The organism is Pseudomonas sp. TUM25319 (assembly GCF_056388475.1).
This window is the reverse complement of sequence record NZ_CM150751.1, coordinates 1,499,211-1,513,696: the sequence shown is the minus strand read 5'-3', so window position 1 is coordinate 1,513,696 and position 14,486 is coordinate 1,499,211. Positions and strand designations below refer to the sequence as shown.

Annotated in this window: 14 protein-coding genes; 1 reads left to right on the top strand and 13 read right to left on the bottom strand. The window is 64.3% G+C overall.

The genetic code is table 11. The annotated features are described in order from the left end of the window. Positions 1-7 precede the first annotated feature (7 nt). The 6 genes from radC to zwf form a co-directional block, all read right to left on the bottom strand. Positions 8-517 carry a RadC family protein gene (radC, locus tag AC05QJ_RS06965; protein ID WP_003092330.1) on the bottom strand — a complete coding sequence of 170 codons (510 nt, stop codon included), beginning with the start codon at positions 515-517 and terminating at the stop codon, positions 8-10. 351 nt (positions 518-868) lie between these two features. Beyond that, on the bottom strand, positions 869-1,933 hold the full coding sequence (locus tag AC05QJ_RS06960; protein WP_003092331.1) for a PDDEXK nuclease domain-containing protein: 1,065 nt from the start codon (positions 1,931-1,933) through the stop codon (positions 869-871). Further along, complete coding sequence (locus tag AC05QJ_RS06955) at positions 1,930-3,129, bottom strand: tyrosine-type recombinase/integrase (RefSeq protein ID WP_001062689.1); 1,200 nt, start codon at positions 3,127-3,129, stop codon at positions 1,930-1,932. Before AC05QJ_RS06955 ends, AC05QJ_RS06960 begins: the two co-directional genes overlap by 4 nt. Positions 3,130-3,363: 234 nt before the next feature. Further along, positions 3,364-4,041, bottom strand: coding sequence for a bifunctional 4-hydroxy-2-oxoglutarate aldolase/2-dehydro-3-deoxy-phosphogluconate aldolase (locus tag AC05QJ_RS06950; protein WP_476746215.1), 678 nt, complete (start codon positions 4,039-4,041; stop codon positions 3,364-3,366). Positions 4,042-4,057: 16 nt separating this feature from the next. Continuing rightward, positions 4,058-4,771, bottom strand: coding sequence for a 6-phosphogluconolactonase (pgl, locus tag AC05QJ_RS06945; RefSeq protein ID WP_476746214.1), 714 nt, complete (start codon positions 4,769-4,771; stop codon positions 4,058-4,060). Further along, on the bottom strand, positions 4,758-6,227 hold the full coding sequence (gene zwf / locus AC05QJ_RS06940) for a glucose-6-phosphate dehydrogenase (RefSeq protein ID WP_476746213.1): 1,470 nt from the start codon (positions 6,225-6,227) through the stop codon (positions 4,758-4,760). Before zwf ends, pgl begins: the two co-directional genes overlap by 14 nt. 209 nt (positions 6,228-6,436) lie before the next feature. Between zwf and AC05QJ_RS06935 the strand changes: the two genes are divergently transcribed. Further along, positions 6,437-7,297, top strand: coding sequence for a MurR/RpiR family transcriptional regulator (locus tag AC05QJ_RS06935; RefSeq protein WP_476747885.1), 861 nt, complete (start codon positions 6,437-6,439; stop codon positions 7,295-7,297). Positions 7,298-7,485: 188 nt separating this feature from the next. Here the strand turns inward: AC05QJ_RS06935 and AC05QJ_RS06930 are convergent, their stop codons facing one another. The 7 genes from AC05QJ_RS06930 to AC05QJ_RS06900 all read right to left on the bottom strand — a co-directional run bounded on the left by AC05QJ_RS06930 (position 7,486) and on the right by AC05QJ_RS06900 (position 14,485). Beyond that, positions 7,486-8,793 carry a carbohydrate porin gene (locus AC05QJ_RS06930; protein WP_476746212.1) on the bottom strand — a complete coding sequence of 436 codons (1,308 nt, stop codon included), beginning with the start codon at positions 8,791-8,793 and terminating at the stop codon, positions 7,486-7,488. A 55-nt stretch (positions 8,794-8,848) separates the two neighbouring features. Continuing rightward, complete coding sequence (locus AC05QJ_RS06925) at positions 8,849-10,003, bottom strand: ABC transporter ATP-binding protein (protein ID WP_476746211.1); 1,155 nt, start codon at positions 10,001-10,003, stop codon at positions 8,849-8,851. Positions 10,004-10,006: 3 nt separating this feature from the next. Next, complete coding sequence (locus AC05QJ_RS06920; protein WP_476746210.1) at positions 10,007-10,837, bottom strand: carbohydrate ABC transporter permease; 831 nt, start codon at positions 10,835-10,837, stop codon at positions 10,007-10,009. Beyond that, a complete protein-coding gene (locus AC05QJ_RS06915; RefSeq protein WP_476746209.1) occupies positions 10,830-11,738 on the bottom strand; it encodes a carbohydrate ABC transporter permease in 909 nt (302 codons plus the stop codon). Before AC05QJ_RS06915 ends, AC05QJ_RS06920 begins: the two co-directional genes overlap by 8 nt. A 72-nt stretch (positions 11,739-11,810) precedes the next feature. Further along, positions 11,811-13,073 (bottom strand): ABC transporter substrate-binding protein, encoded by a 1,263-nt coding sequence (locus tag AC05QJ_RS06910; RefSeq protein ID WP_476746208.1) that lies wholly within the window; start codon positions 13,071-13,073, stop codon positions 11,811-11,813. Between the two features lie 123 nt (positions 13,074-13,196). Beyond that, a complete protein-coding gene (locus tag AC05QJ_RS06905; protein WP_476746207.1) occupies positions 13,197-13,619 on the bottom strand; it encodes a MarR family winged helix-turn-helix transcriptional regulator in 423 nt (140 codons plus the stop codon). After that, positions 13,619-14,485 (bottom strand): alpha/beta hydrolase family protein, encoded by an 867-nt coding sequence (locus AC05QJ_RS06900; protein ID WP_476746206.1) that lies wholly within the window; start codon positions 14,483-14,485, stop codon positions 13,619-13,621. Before AC05QJ_RS06900 ends, AC05QJ_RS06905 begins: the two co-directional genes overlap by 1 nt. Between the last annotated feature and the right edge of the window lies 1 nt (position 14,486).

Here is a 14,486-nt window from a genome sequence, read left to right as displayed (position 1 = left end):
CCTTGGGCTAGATCAGCCCATGCTCGGCGAACGATGCCGTTTCGTTGCCCGCAACGATGATGTGATCGAGCACGCGCACGTCCACCAGACCCAACGCTTCCTTGAGCCGCTGGGTCAGCGCCCGGTCAGCCGCGCTCGGCTCGGGGTTTCCGCTCGGATGGTTGTGCGAAACGACGACCGCCGCCGCATTGAGCCGCAGCGCCTCCTTGACCACTTCGCGCGGATACACCGACGCACCGTCAATAGTGCCGTGGAACATCTCCCTGTATTCGATCAGACGATGGCGCGTATCCATGAACAGCACTACGAACACCTCATGCTCGAAGCTGGCCAACTTTGTACGCAAGTATTCCTTGACCGCCGCCGGCGAAGTGAACTCTGCTCCGCGCCGCATTTTCCGGTCAATGACCTGGCGCGCAGCTTCCAGAATGTCGTCGGCCGATGCCGGTAGATAGCGCCCGTGCGCGTCGCGCACCAGCAGACAGGAATCGAACGAGGGAAAGGACAGTTGCGACATGATCGTGCTCCGGTTGCTCGGGCGGAATTGCCCGGAACCGGCGGCAGCACGGCGCAGCGCAAGCAGTCAGGGGTCGCAGACGGCCGCCAGGACGCAAGCGCGCATGGCGCGCGCCGCCCTTGACGGCGAGAACGCCGTGATACGGTGAAGGGAACAGCAAGACCGCCCACACCCGCCCACTGCACAGAGTCGATTTTTGGCAAGCGGAGCGCGCAGGCCCGGATCAACGAGCCGGGACGGAGGCGTCAGTGATGGAAGCCCGACAGGGGCGAGACTCGCGCAGCGAAGCTCGATGCGCAGCACGACAGCGCGACGGCGGCACGCCGGGACGCCCGACTGCTTGGGACAGGACTACTCGTTGTCCGTCTTGCGCTGCTCGATTTGCAACTGCGCCCGTTGCGTTGCCTGTTGCAGCCGCTCCACCAGCACGCCCCTCGGCGGCAAGGCGGTCAGATACTCGGCAACGTGGATGCCGGACTTGTCCAGCTCCAGCAATTCGATCTGCTCGCGCTTCTTGCCGGTGCAAAGGATGATCCCGAGCGGCGAGGCTTCCTCCGGCTCCCGTTCGTGCTTGTCTAGCCACCGAAGGTAAAGCTCCATCTGCCCTTTGTAGGCCGCCTTGAAGTCACCTACCTTCAACTCCACCGCAACCAGCCGCCGCAGCTTGCGGTTGTAGAACAGAAGGTCAAGGTGGAAATCCTCGTCGTCGATCGGAATGCGCTTCTGCCGGGCGACGAATGAGAAGCCCGCGCCCAGCTCCAGCAGGAAGGACTCCATTTCACGGATGATCGCCGCTTCCAAGTCGCCTTCCTGCCAAGTGTCCCGCAGGCCCAGGAAGTCGAGGATGTACGGGTCGCGCATGACCAGGGCCGGCGACATGCGCTGCGCATCGCGCAGGGTCGCCAACTCCTGCGCTATGGTTTCTTCCGGCTTTTGGGAAAGCGCCGTGCGCTCGTACAGCATCGAGTCGATACGCTCGCGCAGCGTCCGCACGCTCCAGCGTTGGGTGCTGGCCATCTGTGCGTAGTAGTCCCGCTGGAGCGGGTCTTTCAGCGGCATCAGGGCGATGAAGTGCGTCCAGCTCAATTCTCGTATCAGTGATACGAGAATTCGCTCGTCGGGGAAGGTGGCGGCGAACTGCACCATGCGGCGCAAGTTCTGCTCTGCAAAGCTGCTGCCGTACTCCTCCACCAACTGCGCAGCCAAGGTGGGCAGAACTTCCTTGCCGTAGGCGCCCCGGCGCCTGTCCAAGACCTGCGTGTGGATGCGTTGGCCGATGCGCCAGTAGAGCATCGTAAGCTCGCTATTCACCGTCGAGGCGGCGCGCAAGCGCGCCGCCTCGATCAGTGCCCGAATGTCGCCCAGCAGCGCCGCGGGCGCTGCGAGCGATGCTGCTGATGGCCGGCGCCCGTTCATGCCACCGCCTCCGCAAGCTGCCGCGCGCCCGTGATGGCTTGGCGGCGGCTGGCCACCAGCTCGGCCGCCTCGCGCACCGGCTTGTCCTCGGTGTGGACGTAGTGCATGAACATCGCCACGGTCTTGTGGCCCGTCAGCTTCATTCCCACTTTGGTCGGCACACCGGAATTGGCAATGTCGGTGGTCGAGCGATGACGGATGCCGTGCGTGCCTACGTGCGGCACGCTGGCGGCCTTGAGCGTCCGGCACCAGCCGCCATAGTGCTCGCCAAAGGTCAGGTGCTTGGCCGGGTCGTTCGGCGACGGCAGGACGTAAGGGCAGCCTTCCAGACGCGGCGCCGTCGAAAGCAGCCGATAGGCTTCCTCGCTCATGGGCTTGGAAATGCCGCCAACCTTGCTGTCGGGCCACACCACGCGCCGGTTCTCGAAGTCCAGCCAGCTCCATTCGAGCGGGCAGATTTCGGAGCGCCGCGCCGCAAACTCGAATTGCAGCCGGATCGCCAACGGGATGACGTAGTTCTCCAGCCCCTCCGCCTCCAGTTTCTCCAACTGGCGGAAGATCCGCACCATTTCCTCGTCCACGATGAGCCGGGTTTCCTTGCCCGGCGGGTACATCGGGACGTGGCGGCACGGATTCGTGCCGTCCGGGCGGAAGCCCCAGACTTCGGCCAAGTTGAACATCTTGCGCAGCACGCCGAAGGTCTTGTTGGCCTCGGTCGGCTTGTAGGCCAGCTTTTCCATGAGCCCCGCAATGTCGGGCCGCTTCACGTCATGCACCTTCTTGCGGCCCAGCAGCGGGATGATGTTGCGGTCGATGACGCCCTGGTAGCCGTCCTGCGTGCTGACCTTGTTGCGCTTCTTGGAGTAGTCCTCCATGAACTTTTTGCACAACTCGGCCATCGTGGGCGCCTTGCGCGCCTCGGCCTTGGCACCGCCGGGATCACCACCCCGGCGAACCTCGGCCAGCCAGTCCTGCGCTTTGACCCGCGCCTGTTCGACGGTTAGCTCCCCGTAGAGTCCCAGCGAGGGCTTGCGGGGCTGGCCAGAGTTCGTGCGGTACTGGAGCATGAACACCCGGCGTCCCGTCGAGGTAATCTTGCAAAGGAAGCCGGGCACGACGGTATCCCGTAGTTCGATGTCCTTCGCCTGGGGTTGCGCCGACTCTACGGCGGTCTTGGTGAGCTTGATCTTTGCCATGATGACTCCTTGGAACGACCCGGATTCCAGGAGCCAGATAGGAGCGGCGCGAGGGAGAACCGGGTCAAGTTTCAGAAAGCACCGGCATATGATGGAAGCGCGTAAGCTATTGATAAACCTGCTGTATCGGGCTACGTCGCAGTCCAGCGAACTACCGGGCTGGAGTCATCGTGAAACAAAAAAAGGGGCGCCGACCAAGCGCCCCGAACAGCCGTAAAGCACACAACGTAATGGTTATTCGTCCAGCAGCGCCATCGCCTCGGCGCTGCATTTCTCCACGGCGGCCCAGTCGCCGTTCCTGATCCAGCCACTGTCGAGCATCCAGGTACCGCCCACGCACATGACATTGGGCATGTTCATGTAGCTCTTCAGGTTGTCCGGCTTGACCCCGCCCGTGGGGCAGAAGCGCACGTCGGAGAAGGGGCCGGCGTAGGCTTTGATCGCCGCGATACCACCGCTGATCTCTGCCGGGAACAGCTTGAAGCGCCGGTAGCCGAGGGCGTAGCCCATCATGATCTCCGACGGCGTGCTGATACCCGGCAAGAGCGGGATGTCGCTGTCGACACCGGCCTTGAGGATCTCGTCGGTGACGCCCGGCGTGACCACGAACTGCGCACCGGCAGCTTCGACCGCCGCGAACTGGGCGCGGTCAAGGACGGTGCCGGCACCGATGCACAGCTCCGGACGCTGCTCGCGCAACAGCTTGATGGCCTTGAGGCCGTGCTCCGAGCGCAGAGTCACTTCCAAAGTGCGGATACCACCTGCGGCCAGGGCATCGGCCAGGGGCAGAATGTCGGCCTCACGGGCGATGGTGATCACCGGCAGGATGCGCGCCTGGCCGCAGATCGCGTCGATCCGGGCGATTTTCTCGGCCATCGTCAGCAATGGCGTTTGGCGTTCGAGCGTGGTCATGACAGTGGTCCTTGGCTCATGGGCACCAGTAGATGTCCAAAGGGTCGTGAAGAAAGGCGCGAATCGGCATCTGCGCCAGGTCGTCGTCAGCCAGCGCGGCGCGCAGGGTAGCGAGTTTGCCCGCGCCTTGCACGGACAACGCGGTGAATGCCGCCGTGGCCAATAGTCGCCGGGTGAGGCTCAGGCGCTGGTGCGGCACGCTCGGCGCCAGCATCGGCAATACCCGGCGCTCGCTTTCGAGGCTCAGGCCCTCGACAAGATTCGGGCTGCCGGGGAACAGCGAGGCGGTGTGGCCGTCATCGCCCATGCCCAGCACCAGCACGTCGATCGGCGGCAACTCGGCCATGGCCTCGTCGGCCGCCAGCGCGGCGGCATCGAGGTTGGCGGCGGACTGGTAGAGACCGAGGAAACGCGCCTTGGCCACCGGCCCCTGCAGCAGGTGACGGCGCAACAGGCCGGCATTGCTGTCGGCGTGCTCCACCGGCACCCAGCGCTCGTCGGCAAGGCTGACGACCACCTTCGACCAGTCCAGCACATCACCCCTCAGCGCTTCGAAAAACGCCACCGGACTGCGTCCACCGGAAACCACCAGGGTCGCCCTGCCCTGCGCGGTGATCGCCGCACGCAAGCGCTCGGCGACATCGCTGGCGAGTTGCCTGGCCAGTTCGCTTGCCGTCTTCAATTCATGGACAGTGGCCGACACCGGCCACCGCACGTCAGATATCGCCATACCACGACCTCCCATCCCGGGTAATCAGCGCGACCGCCGCCATCGGGCCCCAGGTGCCCGCGGCATAAGGCTCGGGCGCCTCGCCGGACTGTTTCCAGCCGGCGATCAACTGGTCGCACCATTTCCACGCATATTCGATTTCATCCTTGCGAACAAACAGGTTCTGATTGCCGCGCATCACTTCCAGCAACAGGCGCTCGTAGGCATCGGGAATCCGTGCGTTGCCCCTGGTGTCGGAGAAATTCAGTTGCAGCGGGCCGCTGCGCAGTTGCATGCCCTTGTCCAGGCCCTGCTCCTTGGTCATCACCCGCAGCGAAATGCCCTCGTCCGGCTGCAGGCGGATGATCAGCTTGTTACCGATCTGCAAACGCTGTTCCGCCGCGAAGATGTAGTGCTGCGGTTCCTTGAAATGGATCACGATCTGCGACAGTTTCTGCGGCATGCGCTTGCCGGTGCGCAGGTAGAACGGCACTCCGGCCCAGCGCCAGTTGCGGATGTCTGCACGAATGGCAACGAAGGTCTCGGTGTCGCTGTGGGTGTTGGCGTTGTCTTCTTCCAGGTAGCCCGGCACGGCCTTGCCGGCGCTATGGCCGGCAATGTACTGGCCACGCACCACGCTGGTGCCCAACCCCTGCCCGCCGATCGGTGCCAGTGCCTTGAGCACCTTGACCTTCTCGTCGCGGATACTGTCGGCCGACAGGTCGCTGGGCGGGTCCATGGCGATCAGGCAGAGCAGTTGCAGCAGGTGGTTCTGGATCATGTCGCGCAGTTGCCCGGCCTTGTCGAAGTAGCCCCAGCGGCCTTCGATGCCGACTTTTTCGGCGACGGTGATTTCCACGTGGGAAATGGAATTCTGGTTCCACTGGGTCTCGAACAGGCTGTTGGCAAAGCGCAGCGCAATGAGGTTCTGCACCGTTTCCTTGCCCAGGTAATGGTCGATGCGGTAGACCCGATTCTCGGGGAAGAACTGCGCCACCGCATCGTTGACCCGCCGTGACGACTCCAGGTCGTGACCAATGGGTTTTTCCAGCACCACCCGGGTGCGCTCGCCCAGCCCGGCGCGGGAGAGGTTCTCGCAGATGCCGCCGTAGACCGCCGCCGGCGTGGCGAAATAGGCGATCAGCGGAGCCTCCGGATCGACCTGTTCAGCCAGAACCGGATACGCCGCCGCGTCAAGGAAGTCCATGTGCAGGTAACTCAACCGACCAAGGAAACGTCGGAGGGCGTCGGGCTCGAGATCGGCCGGGGGAACGAATTCGTTCAGGTGCGCTTCGATCGCCGCCAGGTGCTGCTCGACGCTGCCCGGCTCGCGGGCCAGCGCCAGCAGCCCCGTGCGCGGATGCAGCAGGTCGGCCCGGTCCAGTTGGTAGAGCGCCGGAAACAGCTTGCGCAATGCCAGGTCGCCGAGGGCGCCGAACAGGGCAAAGGTGCAGGGCTCAACGATGATCGAAGACATAATGTCGGTTCTTTTACCAAGTAGATGTAGAAATACCGGTTTAATCCGCAGGAATCAAGAATCAATGTAGTAAAAACAACAACATTTGCCCCGTCAGACACAATCAAGTGGTGCAGTAACCATGCCACCAGTACGATAAGCCTTCGTGACACAGCCGTACCTCTGCCGAGCGGCTGCCTCCCTGACCCAAGGAACCCCTCATGGACCGCGTGCGAAACCTCCTGGAGCAGATCCAGGGCCGTCTCGACGAACTGAACAAGGCCGAGCGTAAAGTCGCCGAAGTCATCCTGCAGAACCCCCAGCAAGCGACTCGTTTCAGCATTGCCGCACTGGCCCAGGCGGCCAAGGTCAGCGAGCCCACCGTCAACCGCTTCTGCCGCTCGTTCGGCGTCAGCGGCTACCCGGAGCTGAAACTGCAGCTGGCCCAGAGCCTGGCCAGCGGTGCCGCCTACGTCAGCCGCGCGGTGGAGCCGGACGACGATCCGTCAGCCTACACCCAGAAGATCTTCGGCAGCGCCATCGCCTCGCTGGACAGCGCCTGCAAGCAACTCGATCCGACCGTGGTCAGCCGTGCCGTGGACATGCTGATCCAGGCCCGCCAGATCCATTTCTTCGGTCTGGGCGCGTCGGCGCCGGTGGCCCTGGATGCGCAGCACAAGTTCTTCCGTTTCAACCTCGCCGTCACCGCTCACGCCGACGTGCTGATGCAACGCATGCTGGCCTCTGTGGCGCATACCGGCGAGGTGTTCGTGATCATTTCCTACACCGGGCGTACCCGTGAACTGGTGGAAGTGGCGCGCCTGGCCCGCGACAACGGTGCCTCGGTCCTGGCCCTGACCGCCGCCAATTCGCCGCTGGCCCTGGCCAGCAGCCTGAGCCTGAACATCCCGCTGCCGGAAGACACCGACATCTACATGCCAATGACCTCACGGATCATCCAGCTCACCGTGCTGGATGTACTGGCGACTGGCGTGACCCTGCGCCGGGGCGCGGATTTCCAGCCGCACCTGCGCAAGATCAAGGAAAGCCTGAACGCCAGCCGGTATCCGCTGGATGATGAGCTGGGCTGAGCCAGGCACCTCTTGCAGCCTGACATACACCACAAGTGGGAGCGGCTTCAGCCGCGATTGGCCGCACAGCGGCCATCAAACCTGTAGACCCGCGGCTCCGGAAGCATCGTGAATTCAGGTTCTACGACGGCTGCGCCGCCGATCGCGGCTGAAGCCGCTCCCACGCAATGGTAGATCTGCACAATCCGTCAGAACGACGACTGCACCTTCACCCCCGCCACCAGCGCGTTATCCACTTCGTCCACCGCCCCAGGGCTCTTGATGTACTGCAGGTTCGGCCGCACGGTCAGCCAGTTGGTGACGTGGAAGCCGTAGTACAGCTCGGCGTTGTATTCGGTACGTTGCAGCGGTACGAAGCCGGGGTTGTCGTAGTCGTCGATGCCGCTCGCCGCGTTGAGCAGTTCCGCCCGTTTCTTCACATCGTCATTGACGTGGATCCGCGCCACGCCAAAGCCGATATCGTCCTTGGGCCGGCCATCAAAGAGACCTTTGTAGACCATCCCCACCTGCTGGTAGTTGTCCACCACGTTGGTGGCCTTGTCGTGCACCGTGGCATTGGCGAACAGGCTCAGCCCCCGACTGGCATCGCCGTTGTGCGCAGTAACCTGCTGCTGCGCGACGATCCAGGCGCCATGCTTGCTCGACCGGGTACGTCCAGGCTCGTCGAGGTCATCGGCCTTGGCAGTGCTGTAGTAGTAACCCAGGCGGTACTCGCCCGGCAGACCGCCCACCTGCGGCGACCACACCAGTTCCACCGGCAGGATCATGCCCTTGGTGCCGCTGCCGCTGAGCTTGAAGCCGTTGCCGGTTTCCAGGTTGGAAGGGTTCTGTTCGAACACGCCAACCTGGGCAAAGAGTTCCGGGGTGATGTTGTACTTGACCCGCAGCGCCCACTGGCTGACCGGCCAGTTGTACCAGATGCCCCCCACCCAGTTGCCCACCTGCGAGCCGCAGAAGGCCAGGTTCTGGAAGTCGCAGGGGAAGCTGTTGAAATCCTCGCCTTCGCCGAACCGGCCAAATTTCACGTCCAGCGCACCATCGAAGTACTTCTGCTTGATCCACATCTGTGTCAGCCGCCAGGTCTGGCCACGGCCCCAGACTTCCTGCACCGAGCTGAACTGCCCGGCGCGGGGATCGCTGATGCGGTCGTTGGACAGGTTGCGGCCGCTGCGCTCGGTGATCGCCAGTTTGAACTCGGCGTCGTGCCAGCCGAGGATCTTCCGCAGGTCCAGCTTCATGCCTAGCGCGAACTGGTCGCTGTAACGGGCGGTCCGGTCGTCGTTGTAGCCGCCGTGCAGGTTGCCGGCGACCTCGCCGACGTAGTCGAGGCTGAAGTCGTAGCCCTGTTCCAGCAAGGCGGTGCGGCTGCCGCCCCAATCACCGCTCATCCATTTCGACGACGGGTCGAAGGCCCCCGCAGCCTGGGCGCCAGCGCCGGACAGGGCCAGCAGCAACGCCAGCGGACTCAGTGACAGACTGCGCTTGAAGTACTCCATCCGTTATTTCCTCGTTTCTTGTTATCGATGGTGATTCATGCACGGCGATGGCAACTCAGCGGCCCTTGAACTGCGCCACATTGCCCTTGCTGGCCTGCAGACTGCCGGCCGCGCCGAGGCGCTCGCCCGTGGCGGCGTCGAACAACAGCACGCGGGCCGGATCGAACTGCAGGTTGAGGCTGTCGCCGACCTGCGCCGGCACATCCGGCGAGAGGCGGCAGCAGACCTTGGTCTGGTTGAGGGTGACGAACACCAGCAGGTCCGGCCCGGTGGGCTCGGTGATCTGCACGTCGGCCCGCACCGTGGGCAAGCCGTTGGCGGTGACCGGGGCGAGGCTGATCTGCTCCGGACGAATGCCGAGTATCACGTCGCGGTCCTCCAGCCCCGCCTCGCTCACGCCCAGCGGCAGCTCGCAGCGCGCCTGGCCGCTGTCGAGCAGCGCCAGCAGACGGCCTTCACGACGCTGCAGGCGCAGCGGAATGAAATTCATCGGCGGCGAACCGATGAAGCTGGCGACGAACAGGTTGGCCGGATCGTTGTAGATCTGTTGCGGCGTGCCGAACTGCTGGATCACACCCTCTTTCATCACCGCCACTTTGTCGCCGAGGGTCATGGCCTCGATCTGATCGTGGGTGACATAGACGGTGGTGGTCTTGAGGCGCTGATGCATCAGCTTGATCTCGGTGCGCATCTCCACCCGCAGCTTGGCGTCGAGGTTGGACAGCGGCTCGTCGAACAGGTAGATCTTCGGCCGCCGCGCCAGCGCCCGGCCCATGGCCACACGCTGCTGCTGGCCACCGGACAACTGGCCCGGCTTGCGCGACAGCAGGTGCTCGATCTGCAACAGCCGCGACACCCGCGCCACTTCCTCGTCGATCGCCGCCGCGGGCAGCTTGCGGATCTTCAGGCCGAAGGCGATGTTGTCGCGCACGTTCATGGTCGGGTACAGCGCATAGGACTGGAACACCATGGCGATGTCCCGGTCCTTGGGGCTCATGGCGCTGATGTCGGCGTCATCCACCAGGATCGCGCCGCCGCTGATCTGCTCGAGGCCGGCAATGCAGTTCATCAGGGTGGATTTGCCACATCCCGAAGGCCCCACGAGGATCAGGAATTCGCCCGAATCGATCTTCAGCTCGATGTCCTTCAAGGTGTCCGGCAGGTGGCCACCGTAGCTCTTGTTGACGTTGCGCAGTTCAAGCGTTGCCATGTTTCACCCCTTGACCGCGCCGGCGGTGAGCCCGCGCAGGAAGTATTTGCCCGCCAGCACATAGACCAGCAGGGTCGGTAATCCGGCGATCATCGCCGCCGCCATGTCGACGTTGTATTCCTTGACCCCGGTGCTGGTGTTGACCAGGTTGTTCAGGGCCACGGTGATGGGCTGGGCGTCGCCGCTGGCGAACACCACGCCGAAGAGAAAGTCGTTCCAGATCTGGGTGAACTGCCAGATCAGACAGACCATGATGATCGGCACCGACATCGGCAGCAGGATCCGCCCGAAGATGGTGAAGAACCCCGCGCCGTCCAGCCGCGCCGCCTGTACCAGGGCGTGCGGCACGCTGCAGTAGTAGTTGCGAAAGAACAGCGTGGTGAAGGCCAGCCCATAGACGATGTGCACCAGCACCAGCCCGGTGGTGGTGCTGGCCAGGCCCAGCTTGCCGAGGGTGAACGAGGCCGGCAGCAGCACGGTCTGGAACGGCAGGAAACAGCCGAACAGCAGCAGGCCGAAGAACAGTTGCGAACCACGGAAGCGCCACATCGACAGCACATAGCCGTTGAGCGCGCCGATCAGGGTCGAGATCAGCACTGCCGGCACGGTGATCTTCACCGAGTTCCAGAAGTAGCCGCCTACCGCGTCCCAGGCCTTGATCCAGCCGATCCCGGTGACCACCTCGGGCCAGCTCAGCAGGTTGCCGGTGCGGATATCGTCGGGCGTCTTGAAGCTGGTCAGCAGCATCACCAGCAGCGGAACCAGGTACACCGCGCAGGCGAGGATGAGGGTGGCGTAGATCGCCAGGCGGCTGAGGCGCAGCGAGCTAGTCATGGCGTTTGCCTCGCAGTTCCGAATACAGGTACGGCACCAGGATCGACAGGATCGCGCCGAGCATCAGGATCGCGCTGGCCGAGCCCATGCCCATCTGTCCGCGGCTGAAGGTAAAGGAATACATGAACATCGCCGGCAGGTCGGAGGCATAGCCGGGGCCGCCGGCGGTCATGGCCGCCACCAGGTCGAAGCTCTTGATGGCGATATGGGCGAGGATCATCAGCGCGCTGAAGAACACCGGGCGCAGGCTCGGCAGGACGATGCGCAGGTAGATGGTGGGCAGACTCGCGCCATCGACCTGGGCGGCGCGCACGATCGACGAATCGACCCCGCGCAGCCCGGCGAGAAACAGCGCCATGACGAAGCCCGACGCCTGCCATACGGCGGCGATCACCAGGCAGTAGACGACCCGGTCAGGGTCGACCAGCCAGTCCAGGCGAAAGCCTTCCCAGCCCCAGTCGCGCAGCAGCTTGTCCAGGCCCAGGCCTGGGTTGAGCAGCCATTTCCAGGCGGTGCCGGTGACGATCATCGACAGTGCCATGGGGTAGAGGTAGACGGTGCGGATAAAGCCTTCGCGGCGAATGCGCTGGTCGAGCAACACGGCCAGCAGCACTCCGACCGCCAGGCTGATGGCGATGAACAGGCCGCCGAACACCAGCAGGTTCTTGCTGGCCACCCACCAGCGGTCGTTGTCCATCAGCCGTGCGTACTGGGCCAGGCCAGCCCATTTGTAGCTGGGCATGAAGCTGGACGTGGTGAACGACAGGACGAAAGTCCAGAGGATGTAACCGTAGAAGCCCACCAGCACGATCAGCATGCTCGGAGCCAAAACCAGTTTGGGCAGCCAGCGCTGGAGGGCGTCCAGGGGTGAGGCTCGCAACTGGGCGATAGTGGTGTTCATGATTGGGGATCTCCGGTGAAAGGAGGGCCTCATCGCTGGCAAGCGGAGCGCCGCCCGGCCAGCGATCAGGGGCTACCTGGCAGCTTTTATCGCCGCACCAAGCTGCTTCACCGCCCTCTCGGGATCAGCACCCGGATCATTGAGGAAGTTGGTGACCACATCGAAGATCGCGCCCTGTACCGCCAGGCTGGTGGCCATGTTGTGGGCCATGCTCGGCTGCAGGCCGTCGCCCTTGGCGGCGTCCTTGAAGTCTTCGGCCGACTTCTGTGTGCAGGCGTCGAACGGGCTCATGTCCATGTCCTGGCGCACCGGCAGCGAGCCTTTGTTCTGGTTGAACACGGTCTGGAACTGCGGCTCCAGCGCCACCTTGGCCAGGTCGTTCTGGGCCTTGATGTCGTTGGGGTTCTTCAGCTTGAACATCGCCAGCGAATCGATGTTGTAGGCGAAGCTGCCCTGGGTGCCGGGGAACGGCACGCACTGGTAGTCCTTGCCCGCCACCTTGCCGGCGGCGGTCCATTCGCTCTTGGCCCAGTCGCCCATGATCTGCATGCCGGCCTTGCCGTTGATCACCTCGGCGGCGGCAATGTTCCAGTCTCGCCCGGCACGGTTGGGGTCCATGTAGGTGCCCAGACGCTGGAGAGTGGTGAATACCTCGACCATCTTCGCCCCGGTCAGGGTCTGCTCGTCCAGGTCGACGAAGGCGGCGTGGTAGCCCTTGGGACCGAGAAGGCTCAAGGCGACATCCTCGAACACCGTGCCGTCCTGCCAGGGCTGGCCGCCGTGGGCCAGCGGGATGAAACCGGCGGCCTTGAGCTTGTCGGCAGCGGTGAAGAGTTCGTCGAGGGTGGTTGGCACCTTGGCCCCCGCCTTGTCGAACACCTGTGGGTTGATCCACAGCCAGTTGACCCGGTGGATGTTCACCGGCACGGCCACATAGTGCCCGTCGTACTTCATGATCTCGGCGACCTTGGCTGGCAGCAGGCTGTCCCAGTGGTTCGCCGCGGCAACGTCGTCCAGCTCGGTGAGCAGGCCGAGGGAACCCCACTCCTGGATGTCCGGCCCCTTGATCTGCGCGGCAGCGGGCGGGTTGCCGGCGACGGCGCGGGTCTTGAGCACGGTCATGGCCGCAGCGCCACCGCCACCGGCCACGGCGTTGTCCTTCCAGATAAAGCCGTCTTTCTGCACCTGGGCCTTGAGGGTTTCGACGGCCTTGGCTTCGCCGCCGGAGGTCCACCAGTGCAACACTTCGACAGTGCCGGGATCATCGGCCAGGGCGTGGAGGGGAAACAGCGCGGCGAGGGAAACGACGGCGGCGAGGCGGGTGATCGCATTCATCGGAGAAGACCTGTTCTTGTTGTTATGGCCGGCATCGAGGCCGGCGTTTGACTCGAAGTCTAATCAGACCACGATGAGTGTGACGTAACGAACCGACGCGGGAATGTCACCAGGCCGTGACATTCACTCGAAACGCTCCGCCACCGCCTTGAGCCAACGCGACACCACCGCCATTTCCGCTTCGCTGAAGCCTTGGGTCAGGCTCTGGTTCAACGGGCCCAGCTCGCCCTGGGCGGTGAGCGCCACTTCGCGTCCCTGGGCGGTGAGCCAGAGCCTGTTGATGCGCTTGTCCTGCTCGTCCACCCGGCGCGCCACCAGGCCGCCGCGCAGCATGCGGTCGGCCAGCCCGGTCATGGCCGAGGGCGCAATGTCCAGCTGGCTGGCCAGTTCGGTGCTCAGCATGCCGTCCTGCCGCAGCAGGGCGAACAGCGCCCCGGCCTGCACCACACTGATGCCGGCGCGGCTTTCCGCCTGCTGCTCGAGACGCCGGCGCAGACGCTTCTGCGCGGTGCTGAGCAGGTACATGTAGCGACGATCATGCTCCATCAGGCGCGCTCCTCGACCCGCTGCGCCAGCCACTGGCTCACCCGCGGCCACAACGTGCTGGCATGGCGGTCGCGGAAGAAGCCGAGATGGCCGATGGCCTGGCCATCGCTGTCCGCCGGGCCGTACTCGCGGCGCTCCACGGCGCAGCCGGTGAAGTGCCCGCTCATCAGGTCGATGGCCTCGGCCGGCGCCCATGGATCGTCTGCGAAACCAATGGCCAGCACCGGCATCTGCGGCCTGCGAAAACGCTCGACGGCGTTCATCGAGGGGTCATCGAAGAAGTAACGGGGCAGCGAGGTCCAGCGGCACCATTCGAGCATCACTTTGGCTGGCAAGTCTTCGCCGATGCCCAGCTTGCGGCCCGGCACATAGCCAAGCACCTTGGCGCAGAACGGGCCGATCAGCTTGAGCAATGCCGTCACCCGCAGGCGCTCGGAGGCCGGGCGGATAAAGCGCAGGCAGCCGGCCTGGGAGGCGATGGTCACCGCGCCGCTGAGCAGGCAGCTGCTCTCGCACAGGCCGAGGGCATGGCCGCCGAAGCTGTGGCCGACGGCGAGCAGTGGCAGGTCGGGGAATTGTTTGGCCGCCCAGTGCGTCACCGCTTCGACATCGAGGTCGGCCCAGGTGCTGAAACCCGCGTCCACTGCCTTGGCCGGCGTACCGACCTGCACGCCCCGGTAGTTGTAGGTGAGGACGAGAAAACCCTGGCCGGCAAGGTAGCTGGCGAAGGCGGCGTACATGCGCTCGGTGACGCCGGTGGCGGGGTTGAGCAGCACCAATGCCTTGGCGGTATTGGCCTCGCCAAACAGCGTGGCGCGAAGGATAAGGCCGTCGGAGCAGGTGATCGCATGGGTGGATTTGTTCATG